The sequence below is a fragment of the Pseudomonas sp. GCM10022186 genome (genome assembly GCF_042656385.1).
In the GTDB taxonomy this organism is placed as follows: domain Bacteria; phylum Pseudomonadota; class Gammaproteobacteria; order Pseudomonadales; family Pseudomonadaceae; genus Metapseudomonas.
The window spans coordinates 73,927-94,220 of sequence record NZ_JBHSOU010000001.1 but is presented as its reverse complement, the minus strand read 5'-3'; the positions used below and the strand labels follow the sequence as shown (position 1 = coordinate 94,220).

16 protein-coding genes and 2 pseudogenes are annotated in these 20,294 nt (G+C 65.0%); 8 read left to right on the top strand and 10 right to left on the bottom strand.

What is annotated here, in order from left to right; genetic code table 11:
* Positions 1 to 212 precede the first annotated feature (212 nt).
* Both ACFPU0_RS00470 and ACFPU0_RS00465 read right to left on the bottom strand, forming a co-directional pair.
* Complete coding sequence (locus ACFPU0_RS00470) at positions 213 to 1,217, bottom strand: DUF481 domain-containing protein (protein ID WP_377690830.1); 1,005 nt, start codon at positions 1,215 to 1,217, stop codon at positions 213 to 215.
* A 131-nt stretch (positions 1,218 to 1,348) separates the two neighbouring features.
* Positions 1,349 to 2,347, bottom strand: a complete 999-nt coding sequence (locus ACFPU0_RS00465; RefSeq protein ID WP_377690829.1) for a DUF481 domain-containing protein — start codon at positions 2,345 to 2,347, stop codon at positions 1,349 to 1,351.
* Here ACFPU0_RS00465 and ACFPU0_RS00460 point away from each other — a divergent pair.
* Both ACFPU0_RS00460 and ACFPU0_RS00455 read left to right on the top strand, forming a co-directional pair.
* On the top strand, positions 2,346 to 2,732 hold the full coding sequence (locus ACFPU0_RS00460; RefSeq protein ID WP_377690828.1) for an MGMT family protein: 387 nt from the start codon (positions 2,346 to 2,348) through the stop codon (positions 2,730 to 2,732). The two genes, ACFPU0_RS00465 and ACFPU0_RS00460, sit on opposite strands and share 2 nt — an antisense overlap.
* A gap of 86 nt (positions 2,733 to 2,818) precedes the next feature.
* Positions 2,819 to 4,558: an AmpG family muropeptide MFS transporter gene (locus ACFPU0_RS00455; protein ID WP_377690827.1), complete on the top strand. Its 1,740-nt coding sequence runs from the start codon at positions 2,819 to 2,821 to the stop codon at positions 4,556 to 4,558.
* Between the two features lie 61 nt (positions 4,559 to 4,619).
* Here the strand turns inward: ACFPU0_RS00455 and ACFPU0_RS00450 are convergent, their stop codons facing one another.
* Positions 4,620 to 5,444 (bottom strand): mechanosensitive ion channel family protein, encoded by an 825-nt coding sequence (locus ACFPU0_RS00450; protein WP_377690826.1) that lies wholly within the window; start codon positions 5,442 to 5,444, stop codon positions 4,620 to 4,622.
* Positions 5,445 to 5,559: 115 nt separating this feature from the next.
* The gene (locus ACFPU0_RS00445; RefSeq protein ID WP_377690825.1) at positions 5,560 to 6,039 is read right to left on the bottom strand and encodes a YajQ family cyclic di-GMP-binding protein; all 480 of its coding nucleotides are present in this window, start codon (positions 6,037 to 6,039) and stop codon (positions 5,560 to 5,562) included.
* 222 nt (positions 6,040 to 6,261) lie between these two features.
* On the opposite strand from ACFPU0_RS00445, the pseudogene ACFPU0_RS00440 reads away from it, so the two are divergent.
* The 5 genes and pseudogenes from ACFPU0_RS00440 to ACFPU0_RS00420 form a co-directional block, all read left to right on the top strand.
* A pseudogene (locus ACFPU0_RS00440) lies at positions 6,262 to 7,227 on the top strand (response regulator); the annotation flags it as partial.
* Positions 7,224 to 8,135, top strand: a complete 912-nt coding sequence (locus tag ACFPU0_RS00435; RefSeq protein ID WP_377690824.1) for a putative 2-dehydropantoate 2-reductase — start codon at positions 7,224 to 7,226, stop codon at positions 8,133 to 8,135. The pseudogene ACFPU0_RS00440 and the gene ACFPU0_RS00435, both read left to right, overlap by 4 nt.
* A gap of 48 nt (positions 8,136 to 8,183) precedes the next feature.
* Positions 8,184 to 10,199, top strand: a complete 2,016-nt coding sequence (locus tag ACFPU0_RS00430) for a sensor histidine kinase (protein WP_377690890.1) — start codon at positions 8,184 to 8,186, stop codon at positions 10,197 to 10,199.
* A 1-nt stretch (position 10,200) separates the two neighbouring features.
* A complete protein-coding gene (locus ACFPU0_RS00425) occupies positions 10,201 to 10,776 on the top strand; it encodes a cob(I)yrinic acid a,c-diamide adenosyltransferase (protein ID WP_377690823.1) in 576 nt (191 codons plus the stop codon).
* Positions 10,777 to 10,843: 67 nt separating this feature from the next.
* A pseudogene (locus ACFPU0_RS00420) lies at positions 10,844 to 11,298 on the top strand (REP-associated tyrosine transposase).
* Positions 11,299 to 11,337: 39 nt separating this feature from the next.
* Here ACFPU0_RS00420 and ACFPU0_RS00415 read toward each other — a convergent pair.
* The 4 genes from ACFPU0_RS00415 to secA all read right to left on the bottom strand — a co-directional run bounded on the left by ACFPU0_RS00415 (position 11,338) and on the right by secA (position 17,256).
* On the bottom strand, positions 11,338 to 12,282 hold the full coding sequence (locus tag ACFPU0_RS00415; protein WP_377690822.1) for a Nudix family hydrolase: 945 nt from the start codon (positions 12,280 to 12,282) through the stop codon (positions 11,338 to 11,340).
* Positions 12,279 to 12,917, bottom strand: coding sequence for a glutathione S-transferase family protein (locus ACFPU0_RS00410; protein ID WP_377690821.1), 639 nt, complete (start codon positions 12,915 to 12,917; stop codon positions 12,279 to 12,281). Before ACFPU0_RS00410 ends, ACFPU0_RS00415 begins: the two co-directional genes overlap by 4 nt.
* A gap of 118 nt (positions 12,918 to 13,035) precedes the next feature.
* Positions 13,036 to 14,253, bottom strand: a complete 1,218-nt coding sequence (argJ, locus tag ACFPU0_RS00405; protein ID WP_377690820.1) for a bifunctional glutamate N-acetyltransferase/amino-acid acetyltransferase ArgJ — start codon at positions 14,251 to 14,253, stop codon at positions 13,036 to 13,038.
* A gap of 261 nt (positions 14,254 to 14,514) precedes the next feature.
* Positions 14,515 to 17,256 (bottom strand): preprotein translocase subunit SecA, encoded by a 2,742-nt coding sequence (gene secA, locus ACFPU0_RS00400; protein WP_377690819.1) that lies wholly within the window; start codon positions 17,254 to 17,256, stop codon positions 14,515 to 14,517.
* A gap of 285 nt (positions 17,257 to 17,541) precedes the next feature.
* On the opposite strand from secA, the gene ACFPU0_RS00395 reads away from it, so the two are divergent.
* A complete protein-coding gene (locus ACFPU0_RS00395) occupies positions 17,542 to 17,997 on the top strand; it encodes a DUF721 domain-containing protein (RefSeq protein WP_377690818.1) in 456 nt (151 codons plus the stop codon).
* A 73-nt stretch (positions 17,998 to 18,070) separates the two neighbouring features.
* Here the strand turns inward: ACFPU0_RS00395 and lpxC are convergent, their stop codons facing one another.
* Together lpxC and ftsZ are read right to left on the bottom strand one after the other, a co-directional pair.
* Positions 18,071 to 18,982 carry a UDP-3-O-acyl-N-acetylglucosamine deacetylase gene (gene lpxC / locus ACFPU0_RS00390; RefSeq protein WP_377690817.1) on the bottom strand — a complete coding sequence of 304 codons (912 nt, stop codon included), beginning with the start codon at positions 18,980 to 18,982 and terminating at the stop codon, positions 18,071 to 18,073.
* A gap of 112 nt (positions 18,983 to 19,094) precedes the next feature.
* Positions 19,095 to 20,282: a cell division protein FtsZ gene (gene ftsZ, locus ACFPU0_RS00385; protein ID WP_377690816.1), complete on the bottom strand. Its 1,188-nt coding sequence runs from the start codon at positions 20,280 to 20,282 to the stop codon at positions 19,095 to 19,097.
* Positions 20,283 to 20,294 lie beyond the last annotated feature (12 nt).

Sequence of the window (20,294 nt, the reverse complement as noted above, 5' to 3'; positions counted from 1 at the left end):
CGATGTACGGGAATGGCGCCTGGGTATAAAGCGATTCCCCTCCTGAAGCGGAGCAGGGATAGGAATGAGGAAGGAAAGCAGTACCTCGGGTGATGGGTATCGGGGGCTCGCCCCCTTACGGGCCGCACAAGGGGGGAGTCCCGTGGGAGCGATTTCAATCGCGAATGAATTCGCTCCCACAATGAATTCTCTAGGGGCCATCGCGCCTGGCGTTACCAGCCGACGCCGAAGCCCACCGTGTAGCGGGTTTCGTCGAGACTTTCCTTGGCGCCGCTGACCTGGTCCTTCTCGGCCTTCACGTTGAGCGAGGCCCAGTCGGTGAGCTTGTAGCGCAGGCCCGCTTCGGCATCCAACGCGTAGTCCGCGGTGTTGTCCAGCGGACGGCCGACCTCGCCGCTGGTGAAGAGCTCCACCGTCTTGCCCACCAGGTAGCGGTTGTAGTCCCACTTCATGCTGATGGCGTAGAAGTTTTCCTCTTCGCCGTTGGCGAACTGGTAATCGCTGCGGTTGACCAGGCCGGCGAGGGAGAAGGCGCCCAACTCGTCATCCCAGAACTGGTAACCGGGGCCGGTACCCAGGGTGCGCTGGCGTTCGAGGTCCTCGATCTTGTCGCGCTTGTACTCGCCACGGCCCTGCCAGAAGAACTTGTCGGTGATGAAGCGATCGAGGGCGTACTCGGCTTCCCAGTTGTCCGTGGTCTTCTCGTCGTCGGTGAATTCGCGGTTGTACTCGCCCGAGGCGTTATGACGCCAGCGACCATGGCGGGCCTTGGTCTTGAAGTCGACGTCGTAGTCGTCGGTGTCTTTCTCGGCGCGCTTGTAGTCCAGGGAGAGATCGACGTTACCGCTCCAGGTCAGGTCCTCGACCAGGGGCTTGGGTTTCATGATCTGCTCGATGCTGGCCAGTTCCACTTCCTTGGGCGCCTCGCCGTTGGCGAGGATGACCTTGCCATCTTCGGCGCGGTGCAGGGACTTGGCGCGCTCGCCGTCCAGGTCGCCCTGCTTGATCAGCAGTTCGCGGTCGCTTTCCAGGGTGGCGATCTTCTTCCAGTCCAGCGGGATAGTGCCGCCATAGTCGGTTTCCAGCACCAGCCTGCCACCGTCGAAGACGCGGATGGTGCCTGTGAGTCGATCGCCGTTCTTCAGCCAGACGGTGTCGGCGAGCGTGGCGGTGGAGGCGGCGGCGAGCGCCATGCAAAACAGGGATCTGTACAACATAAAGCGGCTTCTTTGTTTCTGGATCGCAAAAAAAGCCGGGCATTATCCCTATGACCGACAGCGGAGCAAGGACTGACCGGCCCGAGCGCCCCGAGTTCCAGAAAATCGATGAGCGTGCCGCGAAGGCGGGGCTACCAGCCGACACCCAGCCCGATGAGGTAGTGGCGATCCGAAGAGGTTTCGCCGAGCCCGCGCAGCTGGTCCAGCTCATAGAGCAGCGACAGTCGAGCCCAGTCGTTGAGGCGGTAACGCAGGCCGAACTCGCTGTCGAGCACGTAGTCGACCTCTTCGATCCGCGGCACCTGCAGCTGGGCCTTGGAGTAGAGCTCGAAACGAGTGCCCCAGATCAGCCGCTTGAAGTCCCACTCGAAGGAATAGGCGTTGAAGTCCAGGTCGCCTTCGGCGCTCTCCAGATGGAAGCGGGAGAGCTGCGCCACCAGGTCGAAACGGCCCAGTTCGCTGTCCCAGAAGCGGTAGCCCGGACCGATGCCGAAGGAGCGCTGGCGCTCGAAGAACTCGAAGTCGTCGTTGTCCTGGTCGTGGCTGCCACGCACGAACCAGTGGTCGGTGAGGAAACGGTCGAGGTCGTACTCCAGCTCCCAGTTGTCCTCGGTACGCACATCGTTGGTCGTTTCCTTCTCGAACTGGCCGCTCAGCACATGGCGCCAGCGCCCGTGTTCGATGCGGGTATCGCCCTTGAGCTTCCACTCGTCGGTCTTGTCCTCGTTGCGCTCCAGATCCAGCTTGGCGTCGAGGTTGCCTTCCCAGATGCGGTCCTCGAGCAGCGGGCGCGGCGGGACCATCTGGCGGATACTGGCCAGCGGCACGGCTTGGCTCCTGCCGTTCTCCAGTCGCACCATGCCCTTGCCGGCCGCCTTGAGGCTATGGCTATGCTGGCTGTCGAGATCGTTGCGCTTGATCAGTAGCGGTTTCTCGGCGCTGAGGGTGTCGATATCCTTCCAGTCGATCAGCACCTGGCCGGCATACTTGGTCTTCAGGGCCAGCTTGCCGCCGTCCAGCAGGATGATCTCGCCACTCAGGCGATCACCGTTGTTGAGCCATACGGTATCGGCCCAGAGCGGCGCACACAGGATCGAACAGAACAGGGCACACAGGCTACGGAGCAGCATGGTCGGCAAGAAGAAGACTGAAAGGGCGGCAGAGGATGCATGGGCGGACTTGCCCACGGCAAGCCTGGACGTGCGCCGCGAGGCGCTCTACCTGACCCTGGGCCAGGTACCGGAAGGCAAGGTGGTCACCTACGGCCAGTTGGCCGAGCTGGCGGGCCTCGGCCGCGCCGCGCGCTGGGTCGGGCGCACCCTCAGCCAGTTGCCCGCCGGCACCCAGCTGCCCTGGCACCGCGTACTGGGGGCCGGAGGGCGCTTCAGCCTGGCCCCGGGCACGCCGTCCGGCAACGAACAACGAGCACGATTGCGCGCCGAGGGGGTCAGTATCCAGAACGATAGGGTGGACATGCGTCGGCACGGCTGGCATCCCATGCCGCCCAAGGGGTAGAGTGCGCCCTGCCCTGTTTTCAGCCCCAGCCTGGACGCCGTGAGCACTCCCATGCCCAGCACCACGCCTTTCGGACCCCACCACTGATGTCCCAACGTTCCTGGCGCGCCGCCATCGCCGCCTACGCCACGCCGGCCACCCTGTCGCTCTTGCTCCTGGGCTTCGCCGCCGGCCTGCCCTACATGCTGGTGTTTTCCACGCTTTCCGTCTGGCTGCGCGAGGCCGGGGTATCCCGCGAGACCATAGGCTTCGCCAGCCTGATCGGCCTGGCCTATGCCTTCAAATGGATCTGGTCGCCGCTGCTCGACCAGTGGCGCCTGCCATTCCTCGGCCGGCTCGGCCGCCGTCGCTCCTGGCTGGTGTTGTCCCAGGCCCTGGTGGCCGTCGGACTGGTGGGCATGGCCCTGTGCGACCCGCAGACCAACCTCACCTGGCTGATCGCCCTGGCGGTGGTGGTGGCCTTCGCTTCGGCCACCCAGGACATCGCCATCGACGCCTACCGCCTGGAGATCGCCGAAGACAGCCGCCAGGCGGCCCTGGCCGCCAGCTACATGACCGGATACCGGATCTCCGCGCTGCTCGCCACAGCCGGTGCGCTCTACTTCGCCGAGTGGTTCGGTTCCACCGCCAAGATCTACGAATACGGCGCCTGGGCCAGCACCTACCTGCTGTTCGCCCTGCTGATGCTGCCGGGGCTGATCACCAGCCTGTGGATGCGCGAACCGCTGGTGGACCTGCCGACCCAGAGCAACAACTCGCGCTTCAAGCTCAAGCACCAGCTGTCGTCGGTGCTGATCCTGCTGGTGATGCTGATTTCCCTGCCGGCAATGATCACCGGCCTGCTCGACCGCGCCTGGCCGCGCGCCGCGCTCTACGCCATCTTCCTGATCACCTGCCTGTCGCCCTGGGGCATGCGCCAGATCCTGCCGGTGCGCGAGCTGCTCAGCCAGCAGCGCCGCCAACTGCTGGTGGCGGCGCGGGGCAAGGTGATGCCGAACTTCGATTTCGTCCACCAGGCGGTATCGATCATCGTGCTGATCGTGATCCTGGTGACCATCGCCGCCGCGGTGAAGGCCTTCTCCTCCGGCGCCTGGCCGCGCGGCACGCTGTTCCTGCTGATCACCCTGGCCTGCTTCTCCGCCGCCGGCCGCCTGCTGATGGCGCCGGTGCTGACCCCCATCAGCGAGTTCGTCCAGCGCTACCGCTGGCAGGCCCTGCTGCTGCTGGGCCTGATCGCCACCTACCGGATGTCCGACACCGTGATGGGGGTGATGGCCAACGTCTTCTACATCGACCAGGGCTTCACCAAGGAACAGATCGCCAGCGTCAGCAAGCTCTTCGGCCTGGTGATGACCCTGCTCGGCGCGGCGGCCGGAGGCGTGCTCATCGTGCGCTTCGGCATCCTGCCGATCCTCTTCATCGGCGGCATCAGCTCGGCGGCCACCAACCTCATGTTCGTGGCCCTGAGCGACATGGGGCCGCACCTGAACATGCTGATCCTGACCATCTCCTGCGACAACTTCAGCGCAGGCCTGGCCACCTCGGCCTTCGTCGCCTACCTGTCGAGCCTCACCAACCTGAAGTTCTCCGCCACCCAGTACGCCCTGCTCAGCTCCATCATGCTGCTGCTGCCGCGCCTGATCGGTGGCTACTCGGGCGTGATGGTGGAAAGCCTGGGCTACCACAACTTCTTCATGCTCACCGCCCTGCTGGGCATCCCGACCCTGGTGCTGATCGCCATCCAGTGGGGCCGTGACCGCCAGCAGCCCAAGGAGAACGGTTCGTCCGACTCCCCTGCGGCGCCCGGCTCCACCGAGCAACCCTGATTTCGTTCAGGCATGAAAAAGGCCGGCATGACAGACCGGCCTTTTCGTTTCCCGCCAGGACTCAGCCCGGCACCACCTGCACCAGGCGAGGCGGCTGCGCCAGTTCGACGCCGGCGGTGCTCAGGCTGTCGCGCACGTTCTCGTTGAGCATGAAGATCACGCTCCAGTAGTCGGCATTCGAGGTCCACAGGCGCAGGGACAGGTTGATGGAGGTATCGCCCAGGGCGGAAACCACCACCACCGGTTCCGGATCCTTGTGCACGCGCGGGTCCCGGGCCAGCTCGAGCAGCACGTCACGGGCCCTGGACAGGTCGGTGGAGTAGTCCACCTTCACGTCGTACAGGACCTGACGGTTGGCCTGCTTGGAGTAGTTGGTGATGATGCCGTTGGACAGGCTGCCGTTGGGCATGATCACCGTCTTGTTGTCGCCGGTGCGCAACACGGTGTGGAAGATCTGGATATGGTCCACGGTGCCGGAAACACCCTGGGCCTCGATGAAATCACCCACCTTGAAGGGGCGGAACAGCAGGATCAGCACGCCACCGGCGAAATTCGCCAGGCTGCCCTGCAGGGCCAGGCCGATGGCCAGGCCGGCGGCACCGATGGCGGCGACAAAGGAAGTGGTCTCGATGCCGATCATCGAGGCCACGCTGACCATCAGCAGTATCTTCAGGATGATGTTGGCCAGGCTGCCGATGAAGCCCTGCAGGGTGCGGTCCACCCGGCGGTGCTGCATCAGCGCGCCAACCTTGCCGGTCAGCAGGTTGATCAGCCACCAGCCGATCAGCAGGGTCAGAAGCGCCAGCGCCAGCTTGCCGCTGTACTCCAGCACAATGGGCAGCCAGGCTTCGGATACCTTCACCAGTTGGTCGACGTTCATCTCCATGGGCGTTCTCCGCGGTATTTCAGCAATGCAAAACCAAGCCGCCATGGACAAGCCACAGCGGCAAAGGTTCAAAGGACACTAGGGTTGCGACGCGAATCGGTCGCGAAGGTTCCGCTCAGTCGCGGAAGTTGTTGAACTGCAGCGGCATGCCGAACTCCTTGGCACGCAGGGCGGCGATGGCTTCCTGCAGGTCGTCGCGTTTCTTGCCGGTGACGCGCACCTGCTCGCCCTGGATCGCGGCCTGGACCTTGAGTTTGCTTTCCTTGATGTGGGCGACGATCTTCTTCGCCAGTTCCTTGTCGATACCTTCGCGGAGCACGGCTTCCTGCTTCACGACCTTGCCGGAGGCGTAGGAATCCTTGATTTCCAGGCACTGGACATCGATCTTGCGCTTGACCAGGGCCAGCTTGAGGATTTCCAGCATCTGCTCCAGCTGGAAATCGGCTTCGGCCGTCAGGGTGACCGTCAGCTCCTTGAACTCGAAACTGCCCTTGCCGCGCAGGTCGTAGCGGCGATCGAGCTCCTTGATGGCGTTGTCGACGGCGTTGGTGACTTCGTGCTTGTCCAGTTCGGACACCACGTCGAACGAGGGCATGGGATTCCTCCAGATGATAGACGGCGCGATCTGCATCACGGATATGAAAGCGCCTGGCTTGACGGTAAAAAATGCGCACCCATTATAACCGAGCGACAAGCCGACTTTTTCGAAGCCGTCCCCAGCAGTCCGCAACCGGCAGAACGGTAGGGCGACACGGCAACCCGAACGAAGCTTGATATCATAACGCCATACCCCGCTCCCCCATCCTTGCGAGCCTGCCACATGCCCAACCCTCATCTCAGCATCCTGGTGGTGGACGACGCCAAGTTCTCCAGCGCCATGATCGGCCGTACCCTGAGCCAGGCCGGTTACCAGGACCTGCGTTTCGCCAGCAGTGCCAGCGAGGCGTTGCAGCTGCTGGAGCACAAGCCGGCGAACGTCATCCTCGCCGACTGGCTGATGCCCGAGATCGACGGATTGGAACTGACCGCGCGCGTACGCCAGCTGGATGAGATGACCGATCACTACAGCTACATCATCCTGCTGACCGGCAAGGAGGGCGAGAATGTCCTGGGCGAAGCCTTCGACCGCGGCGTGGATGACTTCATCAGCAAGGCGGCCATGAGCGAGCAACTGGTGCCGCGGGTCTACGCCGCCGACCGCCTGTGCAATACCTTGCAGCGCCTGCTGCAGGAAAACCGCCTGCTGACCCAGAACATCGCCAGCCTGGAACAGCGCAACCTGGTGGATTCCCTCACCGGCCTCGGCAACCCGCGCTACCTGCGCCAGAAACTGACCGACAGCCTGCGCCAGGTGGAGTCCCGCGGTGGCGCCCTCTGTTACCTGCTGATCGGCCTGCTGGACGCACCGCAACTGCGCCAGCAGTACGGCGATGGCTTCTACAACGAGCTGCTGCACGGCGTCGCCCGGCGCCTGCAGCAGCTGGTGCGACCGCTGGATGTGCTGACCCGCGTGGATGACAGCCACTTCGGCCTGATCACCCTCCTCGACGACCTCCACGAATGCTCGCCGAGCAGTTTCCGCCGCCTGCATGAAGGGCTGAACCTGAAGGCCTTCAAGACCAGCGAAGGCTTCATCACCCTCAAGGCCGGCATCGCCCTGGTCGGCCTGGACACCAAGGCCCTGCCCCTGGATGTCGAAGAGCTGCTGGGCAAGGCCGTCGCCATGCTCCCCGAGGCCTACGCCAGCGGCCGGGTCACCGCCATGCGCCTGCCGCAACCATGACCTGGCACATCCTCGGCGCCGGCAGCCTCGGCAGCCTCTGGGCGGCACGCCTGGCGCGTGCCGGCCTGCCGGTGCGCCTGCTCCTGCGCGATCGCGCGCGACTCAAGGCCTTTGAAGAAGCCGGCGGCCTGACCCTGGTGGAAAATGGCCAGGCCCAGCGCTACCCCATTCCCGCCGAGCTGCCCGGCAGTTCCGGCCCCATCGGCCGCCTGCTGGTGGCCTGCAAGGCCTACGACGCCGAGGCCGCGGTGCAGCCCCTGCTGCCACGCCTGGCCCCCGGCGCCGAACTGATCCTGCTGCAGAACGGCCTGGGCAGCCAGGACGCCGTGGCCAGGCGTTTGCCCCATGCCCGTGCCATTCTGGCCTCCAGCACCGAAGGCGCCTTCCGTGAGGTGGATTTCCGCGTGGTCTTCGCCGGCCACGGCTACACCTGGCTGGGCGACCCGCTGCAACCCGCCGCTCCCGCCTGGCTGAACGAACTGGAGCAGGCCGGCATCCCCCATGGCTGGACGCCGGACATCCTCTCGCGCCTGTGGCGCAAGCTGGCGCTGAATTGCGCCATCAACCCCCTTACCGTGCTGCACGACTGCCGCAACGGCGGCCTTTCCGAACATCCGGCCGAAGTCGCCGTGCTCTGCGAGGAGCTGGCCGAGCTGCTGCGGCGTTGCGGCCAGCCGGACGCCGCCGAAGGCCTGCACGAGGAAGTGCTGCGGGTGATCCAGGCCACCGCGGCGAACTACTCCTCCATGTACCAGGATGTCGCCAACGGCCGGCGTACCGAGGTCAGCTACCTGCTTGGCCACGCCTGCACCACCGCCGCCCGTCACCAGCTCAGCCTGCCGCACCTGGACGGCCTGCACCAACGCCTCAAGGCCCACCTCGAGCTGCACGGATTGCCCGTCACCTGACCCCGCGCTAACCTGCCTCTCAGCCCAGCTGCGGATGTCTACCCCTTGATCAGCCTGCGTCAGCGCCTCGAGAACCTGTCGGTCGGCCGCAAATTGCTCGCCGCCCTGCTGGTCCTGCTCGCCACCGTCCTGCTCATCGCCAACCTGGCCTTCATCAGCGCTGCCTACTGGATCTCCCAGGAAAGCGTGGCGCCCCAGGGCCTGGTGACCCTGGGCCGGCTCTTCGCCACCTCCGCACTCGGTCCCGATGCGCTGTCCTCGGAAGAAAACGCCAAGCTGATGCTGGAGCGCCTGGACAGTTACACACCGCTGCGCGCCGCCGCCCTCTACGACAGCGACGGCCGCCTGCTGGCCCAGCTGCAACGGGGCGAACAGCTGGACCTGCCGCTGAAGGCCGACGAACTGCCCAACTGGCGCCTGCGGGAGTTCCGCACCACCCACCTCGCGGAACTGCCGATGCCCGGCAAGAAGCCCGGCCACCTGCTGCTGGTGGCCTCCAGCGAACTGCCCGGGGTGTTCTACACCGGTACCCTGACCGCCAGCCTGGCGATCCTCGCCTGCAGTGTGCTGCTCTGGCTGCTGGTGGCGCGGCAGATCAAGCGCATGGTCACCCGCCCCATCCGCCGGCTGGAAGAGCTGTCGCGCCAGGTCACCCGCGAGGAGAACTATGCACTGCGCGCGCCGCGCGGCAACCGCGACGAAATCGGCGGCCTGGCCGACGCCTTCAACACCATGCTCAGCCGTATCGAAGCCCGCGAGCAGCAGCTCAAGCGTGCCCGTGACGACGCCCAGGCGGCTTTCGACCAGGCCCATGAACTGGCGGAGGAGACCCGCCACTCCAACCGCAAGCTGGAGCTGGAAGTGCAGGTGCGCAGCAAGATCGAGAAGAAGCTCACCGGCTTCCAGAACTACCTCAACAGCATCATCGACTCCATGCCCTCCGCGCTCATCGCCCTGGACGAGCAGCTTTACGTCACCCAGTGGAACCAGGAAGCCAGTGCCCTTTCCGGCACGCCCATGGACGACGCGCTGAACCAGCCGGTGTTCCTCGCCTTCCCCTCGCTCAAGCCCTTCCTGCCGCAGATCCGCCTGACCGCCGAGAAGCACAAGGTGGAGAAGGTGGAGCGGGTCAGCTGGCTGGCGGGCGAGGATGTCCACCACTATGCCCTGACCTTCTACCCGCTGATGGGCGGTACCGGGCGCGGCGTGGTGATCCGTATCGACGACATCACCCAACGGCTGTCGATGGAAGAGCTGATGGTGCAATCGGAGAAGATGCTCTCCGTGGGCGGCCTGGCGGCCGGCATGGCCCATGAGATCAACAACCCCCTGGGCGCGATCCTGCACAACGTGCAGAACATCCGTCGACGCCTGTCGCCGGAGCTGGACCGCAACCAGGAGCAGGCCACCATCAACGGCATCAGCCTGGAGTCGGTCAACCAGTATCTGGAGGCACGCGAAGTGCCCAAGCTGCTCGACGACATTCACCAGGCCGGCGCCCGAGCGGCCAAGATCGTCACCCACATGCTCGCCTTCAGCCGCCGCAGCAACCGTCAGATGGCGCCGTGCCAGCTACCCGTGCTGATAGACCAGGCGCTGGAGATCGCCAGCAACGACTTCGACCTGACCGAGGGGTTCGACTTCAAGGGGCTGCAGGTCACCCGGGAATTCGATCCGGAGCTGGGCCCGATACCAGGAACCGCCAACGAACTGGAACAGGTGCTGCTCAACCTGCTGAAGAACGCCGCCCAGGCCATTCACCTGCGTGAGAACGACGAGGAAGGCAGGATAGCCCTGCGCACCCGCCTGAGCCCGCCCTGGGCGGAGATCCAGGTGGAGGACAACGGCGTGGGCATTCCGGAGAGCGTGCGCAAGCGCATCTTCGAACCCTTCTTCACCACCAAGGAAGTGGGCCAGGGCACAGGGCTCGGGCTGTCGGTTTCCTACTTCATCATCACCAACAACCACAAGGGGCAGATGGAAGTGCAGTCCAAGCCCGGCCAGGGTACCTGCTTCACCTTGCGCCTGCCGCTGACCGCCAATGCCGCGAACACGGGAACCTGATATGGGAAACCGCCTCTCGAAGATCTACACCCGCACCGGCGACAAGGGCGAAACAGGCCTCTCCAGCGGCCGCCGCGTGCCCAAGGACCACCCGCGGATCGAGGTCATCGGCGAGGTGGATACCCTCAACAGCCAGCTGGGCCTGTTGCTGGCCGAACTCGTCGAGCATGTGGAGCGCCGGCCCGGGCTGGGCGAAGTGATCGAGGTGCTGACGCCCTGCCAGCATCGCCTGTTCGACCTCGGCGGCGAACTGGCCATGCCCGAGTACCAGGTGGTGGATTGCGTGGAGATCGAGCGACTGGAAGCGGCCATCGACCGCTGGAACGATGAACTGGGGCCGCTGAAGAACTTCATCCTGCCTGGCGGCTCGCGCCTGGTGGCCCAGGCCCACGTCTGCCGCAGCTTCGCCCGCGGCGCCGAACGCCGGGCGCAGACGCTGAACGGCGAGGAGCCCCTGCGCGGGGAACTGCTGGCCTACCTCAACCGCCTCTCCGACCTCCTCTTCGTCGCCGCCCGCCTGATCGCCCGGCGGCAGGGGGTGGACGAGGTGCTGTGGCAGGCGGCGAGCAAGGGGTAAGGACGATCCATTCGCGAGCAGAGCTCGCTCCTACGGACAGGAGCGCAAACATGAGAGGGAATTCGAGGTGCAACACTTCCGGGGCAACGCCCTGCGTCGAGGCCGGTTTTCAGAGACCGGCCGTATTTACCTGCTGACAACGGTCACCCACGAACGTCGCGCTCTGTTTCGAGACCTCGCGCTCGGCCGTCGGGTCGTCGAACAGTTGCGCGAAAGTCAAGAAACAGGCCTGGCTCACACACTCTGCTGGGTGCTGATGCCGGACATTTGCACTGGATGATCCAGCTGGAAGCGGGATCACTGGATCGACTGGTGCAGCGGTTCAAGTCGCGAAGCGCCAAGCAGGTAAATGCATACCTGGGTAAACATGGCCAAATCTGGCAGAAGGGCTATCACGACCGCGCCGTGCGCGCCGAAGAGGATATCCGTCAGTTGGCGCGCTACGTCGTGGCCAATCCACTTCGCGCCGGCCTGGTCCGGCGCGTAGGGGACTATCCCCTATGGGACGCCATCTGGCTGTAACGCTGCGTAGGAGCGAGCTCTGCTCGCGAACCTCTCCTCTCAGGCTACGGGCCAGAACGCCCGGATACCCGCCACGCCCTGGGCGCCGATCATCCAGGCGCGCTCCAGATCGCCCGGCCCGACGCCGCCCAGCAGGTAGGCCGGCTGGTTGAAGCCGCGCAGCAGTTCTTCCGCCAGCTCCCAGCCCAGGGGCCGGGCCTCGGGATGGGTCTGGGTCGCCTGCAGCGGCGACAGGGTGATGAAATCCACTTCCATGGCCGCCGCCAGCTGCAATTCCTCGATGCTGTGGCAGGACGCCGCCAGCCAGCGCTCGCGGGGGAAGGGACGGCCATTGGGGGCGTACTTGCGCAGCTGCTCGGCCGTCAGGTGCCATCCGGCGGCGGGAAAATCGCCCAGCCACTCCAGCGGTCCCTTGAGCATCAGCTGCGCCTTGCCCGCACAGAGGCCCTGCACGTCCACCGCGAGGTCGCGGTACTGGGCATCGAACATCTTCGGCGCACGCAGCTGCACCAGGCGCACGCCAGCGGCCAGGGCCGCCCTGAGCCCCGCCAGCAGCGCCTGGGGCTCCAGGTCATCAGGGGTGATCAGGTAGCGATCCGGAAGGCGCGCGGCGGCCACTATGGGCCTGTTGGCCGCTGGAAACTCGTAATCCCCCAGCTCCCGGGGCGAGGCCCAGGCCAGGGGCTGGCCCTCGGCTCCATGAGGTTCGCCGGCGAATCCGCCGACCTCCCAGACATCCAGCAGCACATGCTTGTCCGGGTAATCGTGGTGGATCTGGATCAGCGGGCGAGCGGCGCTGACGCGGATGCCCAGTTCCTCCTCCAGCTCGCGGGAAAGCGCGGCCTCAACGGCCTCGCCCTCCTCCACCTTGCCGCCGGGAAACTCCCAGAGGCCGCCCTGGTGCTTGTCGTCCGGGCGCCTGGCGATCAGCACCCGTCCGTCGGCGCCACGAATCACGGCGGCGGCCACATGCACTCGTTTCATTCGATGATCTCCGTTTCCTGCAGGGCGGCCTGGTACCAGCGCTGGAAGGCAGGCCACCTGAAAATGGTGTCGACGTAGGCCGCGGCGTCCGCCGGCAGCTCCACGGCATAGCTGCGCAGGCGGCTGGCCACCGGCGCGTAGAAAGCGTCGGCGATGCTCGCATGGCCGAAGAGGAAGGGCCCGTCCTGGCCGAAACGCGACCGGCAATCGACCCACAGGGCGCAGATGCGTCGGATGTCCTCGCGCACCTCCTCGGGCACTTCGGCGAGCGGCTGGTTGCGCCGCATGTCCATCGGCATATGGCTGCGCAGGGGCACGAAGCCGCTGTGCATCTCCGCGCAGACCGCCCGGGCCGTGGCTCGGGCGGCCTGGCCGAAGGGCCAGAGATGCGCCTCGGGAAAGCGTTCGGCGAGGTATTCGGCGATCGCCAGGGAATCCCAGATGACGCCGTCCTCGCACTTGAGGACCGGAACCTTGGCGGTGGGCGACCAGGCCTGCAGGCGCTTGTGGCTGTCGGCCTGGTACAGGGGGACACGGACTTCGTCGTAGGGCGAGCCGGTCAGCTCCATGGCCAGCCAGGCCCGCAGCGACCAGGACGAGTAGTTCTTGTTGCCTATTACCAGTATCAGGGACATGCCTAGCTCCTTCGTTCCAGTTCCTCAGGGTGTCGCTGGATCATGGAAGCCGCCTGCGCCCATGGCAAATTCCCGATATTCATCGGGGCATGAATATCGGGAATGCCTGGCCTATCGCTTAAGTTCGGTACTCGGCATTGATCTTCACATACTCGTGGGACAGGTCGGTGGTCCAGATGGTTTCGCTGCAGTCACCGCGGCCCAGCTCGATACGGATGGTGATTTCCTCACGGGCCATCACCGCCGCGCCCTGCGCCTCGGTGTAGGTGGCGGCGCGGCCGCCCTGGCTGGCGATGCAGACTTCGCCGAGGAACACGTCGATCTTGCTCACGTCCAGGTCCGGCACGCCGGCGTAACCCACGGCGGCGAGGATACGGCCCCAGTTGGGATCGGAGGCGAACAGTGCGGTCTTGATCAGCGGCGAGTGGGCCACGGCGTAGGCCACGTCCAGGCATTCCTGGTGGTTGCCGCCGCCGTTGACCTGCACGGTGACGAACTTGGTGGCGCCTTCACCGTCGCGGACGATGGCCTGGGCGATCTCCATGAACACCTCGAACACCGCCTGCTTGAGCTTGGCGAACAGTTCGCCGCTGGCGGCGGTGATCTCCGGCAGGGCGGCCTGGCCAGTGGCGATCAGCATGCAGCAGTCGTTGGTGGAGGTGTCACCGTCGATGGTGATGCGGTTGAAGGATTTGTTCGCCGCGTCACGCACCAGGGCCTGCAGCACGTCACGGGCGACCTTGGCGTCGGTGGCGATGTAGCCGAGCATGGTGGCCATGTTCGGACGGATCATCCCGGCGCCCTTGCTGATGCCGGTGATGGTGATGGTCACGCCGTCGTGCTGGAACTGGCGGCTGGCACCCTTGGGCTGGGTGTCGGTGGTCATGATGCCTTCGGCGGCCTGGGCCCAGTTATCCACCTTGAGGTCGTCCAGGGCGGCGGCCAGGGCGCCTTCGATCTTCTCCACCGGCAGCGGTTCGCCGATCACGCCGGTGGAGAACGGCAGCACGGCGCCTTCGGCCACGCCAGCCAGTTCAGCCAGCCTGGCGCAGGCACGGCGGGCACGGACCAGGCCATCGGGACCGGTGCCGGCATTGGCGTTGCCGGTGTTGGTCAGCAGGTAGCGCACTTCGCCTTCGAGGCGCTCACGGGTGATCAGCACCGGTGCGGCGCAGAAGGCGTTGGTGGTGGTCACCCCGGCCACGGTGGAGCCCTCGGCACAGCGCATCACCACGACATCCTTGCGCCCGGGGCGCTTGATGCCGGCAGAGGCGATGCCGAGTTCGAAACCGGGTACCGGGTGCAGGGTGGGCAGAGGGCCAAGACCAACAGCCATGGGAAGCGCTCCTTTGTCATCGGGTGGCCGCTTGCGCTCGGCGCAGACGGCCTGGGGTTAGCTGGAAAAACGCCGCGAGCGGCAGGGCCGGTCGCGGCGTGGGGAATTACAGCAGTGCCGTGGAATCTGTGCACGATCTCGCGAGCTAGAGCCAGACAAGGCGAAAATGACCGAGGGAGCGGAGTTTACAGATGTAAATGAGCATCCCGAGGCCATTTTCAACGCCGTATGGCCGACGCGCAGCAGATCGTGGACCGATTCCTAGCTGATCTGGCCGTGGCAGTGCTTGTACTTCTTGCCGGAACCGCAGGGGCAGGGCTCGTTGCGGCCGACCTTGGGTTCGGTGCGCACCGGGGCGGTTGCGGTGGCGACGGCCACGTCACCTTGCTCCTCGGCCACTTCGGGCTCGTCGAGGCTGGGCGCTGCGGCATGCTGGAACTGCATGCGGCGGGCCATTTCCTCGGCTTCGCGGCGCAGGCGGGCCTCTTCCTCGGCCGGGTCTTCGCGACGCACCTGGACATGGGAAAGGACGCGGATGGTGTCGCGCTTGATGGAGTCGAGCAGCTCCTGGAACAGGGTGAAGGACTCGCGCTTGTACTCCTGCTTCGGGTTCTTCTGGGCGTAGCCGCGCAGGTGGATGCCATGGCGCAGGTGGTCCATGGTGGACAGGTGGTCCTTCCACAGGTCGTCCAGCACGCGCAGCAGCATCTGCTTCTCGAAGGCACGCAGGGCTTCGGCGCCGGCGAGGTCTTCCTTCTCGTTATAGGCGGCCAGCAGCTGCGCCATGATCTTCTCGCGCAGGGTTTCCTCGTAGAGCTTGTCGTCTTCGTCGAGCCACTGCTGGATCGGCAGTTTCAGGCCGAAGTCGCTGTACAGGGCGGCCTCCAGGCCGGCGATGTCCCACTGCTCCGGCATGGACTGCGGCGGAATGTGTGCATCGATGGTGCTGCTCAGCACTTCCTCGCGGAACTCGACTATGGTGTCGCCGATGTCTTCGGCGGCCAGCAGGCTGTTGCGCATGTGGTAGATCACCTTGCGCTGCTCGTTGGCCACGTCGTCGTATTCGAGGAGCTGCTTGCGGATGTCGAAGTTGCGACCTTCGACCTTGCGCTGGGCCTTCTCGATGGCGTTGGTCACCATGCGGTGCTCGATGGCCTCGCCGGACTGCATCCCCAGGGCCTTCATGAAGTTCTTCACCCGGTCGGAGGCGAAGATGCGCATCAGGTTGTCTTCCAGCGACAGGTAGAAGCGGCTGGAGCCCGGGTCGCCCTGGCGACCGGAGCGGCCGCGCAGCTGGTTGTCGATACGGCGGGATTCGTGGCGCTCGGAGGCGACCACGTGCAGGCCGCCGGCCTCGATCACCTGCTGGTGGCGCTTCTGCCACTCGGCCTTGATCTGCGCGACCTGCTCGTCGGTCGGCGCTTCCAGGGCGGCCACCTCGGCTTCCCAGTTGCCGCCGAGGAGGATGTCGGTACCCCGGCCGGCCATGTTGGTAGCGATGGTCACTGCGCCCGGACGGCCGGCCTGGGCGATGATCTCGGCTTCCTTCTCGTGGTACTTGGCGTTGAGCACCTTGTGCTCGATGCCGGCCTTGGCCAGCAGCTGGGAAACGTACTCGGAGCTCTCGATGGAGGCGGTACCCACCAGCGCCGGGCGGCCGCTGGCCTGGCATTCCTTGATGTCGGCGATGATGGCGCCGAACTTCTCTTCCTGGGTCAGGTAGACCAGGTCGTTGAAGTCCTTGCGGGCGACCGGGCGGTGGGTGGGGATGACCACCACGTCCAGGCCGTAGATCTGGCGGAACTCGAAGGCCTCGGTATCGGCGGTACCGGTCATGCCGGACAGCTTCTTGTAGAGGCGGAAGTAGTTCTGGAAGGTGGTGGAGGCCAGGGTCTGGCTCTCCGCCTGGATCGGCAGGTTTTCCTTGGCTTCGATGGCCTGGTGCAGGCCTTCGGACAGGCGACGGCCGGGCATGGTGCGGCCGGTGTGCTCGTCGATCAGCAGGACCTGGTCGTTCTGCACGATGTATTCGATGTTGCGGTGGAACAGGGTGTGGGCGCGCAGCGCGGCGTAGACGTGGGTCAGCAGGCTGAGGTTGTGCGCCGAGTAGAGGCTCTCGCCCTCGGCCAGCAGGCCGGCCTGGGTGAGCATGTCCTCGATGAACTGGTGGCCCATCTCGTTGAGCTCGACCTGGCGGGTCTTCTCGTCGACCGAGTAGTGACCTTCCTGGGTGACCTGGCCTTCCACCTCTTCGATGTGCTGCCTGAGGCGCGGGATCAGCTTGTTGATCTGGATGTAGAGCTTGGAGCTGTCCTCGGCCTGGCCGGAGATGATCAGCGGGGTACGCGCCTCGTCGATGAGGATGGAGTCCACTTCGTCGATCACGGCGAAGTTCAGCTCACGCTGGAACTTGTCGTCCAGGCTGAAGGCCATGTTGTCGCGCAGGTAGTCGAAGCCGAATTCGTTGTTGGTGCCGTAGGTAATGTCGGCGGCGTAGGCGGCGCGCTTCTCTTCCGGCGGCTGGAAGGGGGTGACGATGCCGACGGACAGGCCGAGGAATTCATAGAGCGGACGCATCCAGTTGGCGTCGCGGCGGGCCAGGTAGTCGTTCACCGTGACCACGTGCACGCCCTTGCCGGACAGTGCGTTGAGGTAGACCGCCAGGGTGCCCACCAGGGTCTTGCCCTCGCCGGTACGCATCTCGGCGATCTTGCCCTCGTGCAGGGTCATGCCGCCGATCAGCTGGACGTCGAAGTGGCGCATGCCCATGACGCGCTTGCCGGCCTCACGCGCCACGGCGAAGGCTTCCGGCAGCAACTGGTCGAGGGTCTCGCCCTTGGCCAGGCGCGCCTTGAACTCTTCGGTCTTGGCACGCAGCTGGTCATCGGACAGGGCCACCATCTGCTCTTCGAACGCGTTGATGGCCTGCACGGCCTTGGCCATGCGCTTCACTTCGCGTTCGTTCTTGCTTCCAAAGAGTTTCTTCAACAATGGCGCAAACATATAGAGAGGATCTTCCACACATTAGGATGGAGGGCGGCCTGGAGTCGCCCGCGCAGCCATCATGGCTGCTTGCGAAGGGGGCATTCTACTCGGAATCCTTGTCGAGGAAAGCGGGCGCACTTCCCAGGCGCCGTAGGAAGGCGTCCGCGGCCCCCGGGTCATGGGGCCTCGCTGCGGATGCGCATCGAAAATCGGGCCCCCGGACATTCGAGCGACGGATACACGCCGAGATGCTGGACGCCCTCTGTTAATATGGGCTGCCCAGCCCTTATTCAAGCACCCATCATGGCGTTTCGTCCCTTGCCCGCACGTTCCCCTGGCGCGCTGTTGCGCGAAGAGAAACCCTTGCGGGCGCTGTTCAACGAGGCCCAGCGTATCGACCAGCTGCAGCAGCTGCTGGCCAGCCAGTTGCAACCCGCTGCCCGCGAACACTGCCATGTGGCGTCCTGGCGCGAGGGCCGCCTGCTGCTGATCGTCACCGACGGCCACTGGGCGACCCGGCTGCGCTACCAGCAGGCTCGCCTGCTGCGCCAGCTGAAAGGCTTCGAGGCCTTCGCCGGGCTGGAGCGCATCATTTTCAAGGTACAGCCGAGCTACACCACGAGCGGCCCTGCGGTGACCGAAGGTCGCCTCTCCCCCGCCGCGGCCGAGAGCCTGCAAGCCACCGCGGAAACCGTCAGCGACCCCAGGCTGCGTGAAGCCCTGGAACGCCTGGCCCGCCACGGCAAGCAAACGGACTGAGGCATCGCCGGTTTCCCGAGATAAAAAAAGGCCACCCGAGGGTGGCCTTTGAAGTCAGGAAAGAGGGTATTGCTTAAACGGCTGCTACCGGTCGCATGTAGGAGATAGGCGCAGTCCTGGCATCCTCGAAGGTCACCACTTCCCAGGCGTCCTTCTGCTCGATGAGCTGGCGCAACAGGCGGTTGTTCAGCGCGTGGCCGGACTTGAAGCCACGGAACTCGCCGATCAGGCTATTGCCGAGCAGGTAGAGGTCACCGATCGCATCGAGAATCTTGTGCTTGACGAACTCGTCCTCGTAACGCAGGCCGTCTTCGTTGAGCACCTGGTTCTCGTCAACCACGATGGCGTTCTCCACGCTGCCGCCGAGTGCCAGGTTCTGCGAACGCAGGAACTCGATGTCACGCATGAAGCCGAAGGTCCGCGCGCGGCTGACCTCCTTGACGAACGAGGTGCTGGAAAAATCCACGCTCGCACTCTGGGTACGGTTGCGGAATACCGGGTGATCGAAATCGATCTCGAAGCTCACCTTGAAGCCGTCGAAGGGCACGAAAGTGGCGCGCTTGTCGCCTTCTTCCACTGTCACTTCGCGCAGGATGCGGATGAACTTCTTCGGCGCGTCCTGCTCCTGCAGGCCGGCGGATTGGATCAGGAACACGAAGGGACCGGCACTGCCGTCCATGATCGGCACTTCCGACGCGGAGAGTTCGACGTAGGCGTTGTCGATGCCCAGGCCTGCCATGGCCGAAAGCAGGTGCTCCACGGTGTCCACCTTGACCTCACCGTTGATCAGTGTGGTCGACATGGTGGTCTCACCGACGTTCTCGGCACGCGCTGGGATATCCACCGCGGGTTCGAGGTCGGTACGGCGAAACACTATGCCGGTATCCACCGGCGCGGGCTTGAGGGTCAGGTAGACCTTTTCCCCGGAATGCAGCCCTACGCCAGTGGCACGGATAATGTTCTTGAGAGTGCGTTGTCTGATCATGGCATTGGCCGCTTGTACGCAAGTTGCGAACTGTTTTCAACAATGGGCGGCGATAATAGCAGAACCGCCCTTTGCTGAACACCAATCACCCCAATACTCCTGATACAGTCCATCAATCGGCCTGGCGACGCAGGAACGCCGGGATATCCAGGTAATCCAGGTCATCCTGCGTATTCAGCTTGGCCGCGGTGGCCGCGCCGGCGTGTGCCTGGTTGCGCATCACGGTCGGGCGATCCAGATCACGGTAGTTGACCGACGGCTGCTCCGGACGAGCGGCAACAGTGGAGGTGGCCGCTGCGGCTGCCTGAACGGTGTTGTCGACCACCTTCACCGGTTTCTCGATGCGTGCGCCAAGGCCAGTGGCCACTACCGTCACGTGCAGCTCGTCGCGCATGTCCGGATCGATCACGGTGCCCACCTTGACGGTGGCGTGGTCGGAGGCGAACTGCTCGATGATGTTACCCACGTCGGAGTACTCGCCCAGGGACAGGTCGGGACCTGCGGTGATGTTCACCAGGATACCGCGGGCACCCTGCAGGTTGACGTCGTCCAGCAGCGGGTTGCGGATGGCCGCCTCGGTGGCTTCGCGGGCGCGGTTCGGGCCGCTGGCGCAGCCGGTGCCCATCATCGCCATGCCCATTTCGCCCATGACGGTCTTCACGTCGGCGAAGTCGACGTTGATCATGCCGGGACGCTTGATGATGTCGGAGATGCCGCGGACAGCGCCGGCGAGCACATCGTCGGCCTTGGCGAAGGCGGCCAGCAGGCTGGCGTCCTTGCCGAGGATGGTCAGCAGCTTCTCGTTGGGGATGGTGATCAGCGAGTCGACGCTCTCGGCCAGCGAGCGGATGCCTTCGTCGGCGATCTGCATGCGCTTGCGACCTTCGAAGGGGAACGGACGGGTCACCACCGCCACGGTGAGGATGCCCATTTCCTTGGCTACCGAGGCGATCACCGGCGCCGCGCCGGTACCGGTGCCACCACCCATGCCGGTGGTGATGAAGACCATGTCTGCGCCCTGCAGCACTTCGGCGATGCGCTCACGGTCCTCCATCGCGGCCTGGCGGCCGACTTCCGGATTGGCGCCGGCACCCAGGCCCTTGGTAACGCCCGGGCCGAGTTGCAGCACGGTGCGTGCGCCGATGTTCTTCAGCGCCTGGGCATCGGTGTTGGCGCAGATGAACTCGACGCCTTCGATGTTGCTCTTGGACATGTGGTTCACGGCGTTGCCACCGCCACCACCGACACCTATCACCTTGATGACCGCTGTTTGCGGAACGTTATCTACGAGTTCGAACATATCCCCTCTCCT

Excerpts from the sequence above, each read along its gene's own strand:
- ACFPU0_RS00470 (WP_377690830.1), bottom strand. The coding sequence starts at position 1,217 with ATGTTGTACAGATCCCTGTTTTGCATGGCGCTCGCCGCCGCCTCCACC.
- ACFPU0_RS00460 (WP_377690828.1), top strand. The coding sequence starts at position 2,346 with ATGGTCGGCAAGAAGAAGACTGAAAGGGCGGCAGAGGATGCATGGGCG.
- ACFPU0_RS00465 (WP_377690829.1), bottom strand. The coding sequence starts at position 2,347 with ATGCTGCTCCGTAGCCTGTGTGCCCTGTTCTGTTCGATCCTGTGTGCG.
- ACFPU0_RS00455 (WP_377690827.1), top strand. The coding sequence starts at position 2,819 with ATGTCCCAACGTTCCTGGCGCGCCGCCATCGCCGCCTACGCCACGCCG.
- ACFPU0_RS00450 (WP_377690826.1), bottom strand. The coding sequence starts at position 5,444 with ATGGAGATGAACGTCGACCAACTGGTGAAGGTATCCGAAGCCTGGCTG.
- ACFPU0_RS00445 (WP_377690825.1), bottom strand. The coding sequence starts at position 6,039 with ATGCCCTCGTTCGACGTGGTGTCCGAACTGGACAAGCACGAAGTCACC.
- ACFPU0_RS00435 (WP_377690824.1), top strand. The coding sequence starts at position 7,224 with ATGACCTGGCACATCCTCGGCGCCGGCAGCCTCGGCAGCCTCTGGGCG.
- ACFPU0_RS00425 (WP_377690823.1), top strand. The coding sequence starts at position 10,201 with ATGGGAAACCGCCTCTCGAAGATCTACACCCGCACCGGCGACAAGGGC.
- ACFPU0_RS00415 (WP_377690822.1), bottom strand. The coding sequence starts at position 12,282 with ATGAAACGAGTGCATGTGGCCGCCGCCGTGATTCGTGGCGCCGACGGA.
- ACFPU0_RS00410 (WP_377690821.1), bottom strand. The coding sequence starts at position 12,917 with ATGTCCCTGATACTGGTAATAGGCAACAAGAACTACTCGTCCTGGTCG.
- argJ (WP_377690820.1), bottom strand. The coding sequence starts at position 14,253 with ATGGCTGTTGGTCTTGGCCCTCTGCCCACCCTGCACCCGGTACCCGGT.
- secA (WP_377690819.1), bottom strand. The coding sequence starts at position 17,256 with ATGTTTGCGCCATTGTTGAAGAAACTCTTTGGAAGCAAGAACGAACGC.
- ACFPU0_RS00395 (WP_377690818.1), top strand. The coding sequence starts at position 17,542 with ATGGCGTTTCGTCCCTTGCCCGCACGTTCCCCTGGCGCGCTGTTGCGC.
- lpxC (WP_377690817.1), bottom strand. The coding sequence starts at position 18,982 with ATGATCAGACAACGCACTCTCAAGAACATTATCCGTGCCACTGGCGTA.
- ftsZ (WP_377690816.1), bottom strand. The coding sequence starts at position 20,282 with ATGTTCGAACTCGTAGATAACGTTCCGCAAACAGCGGTCATCAAGGTG.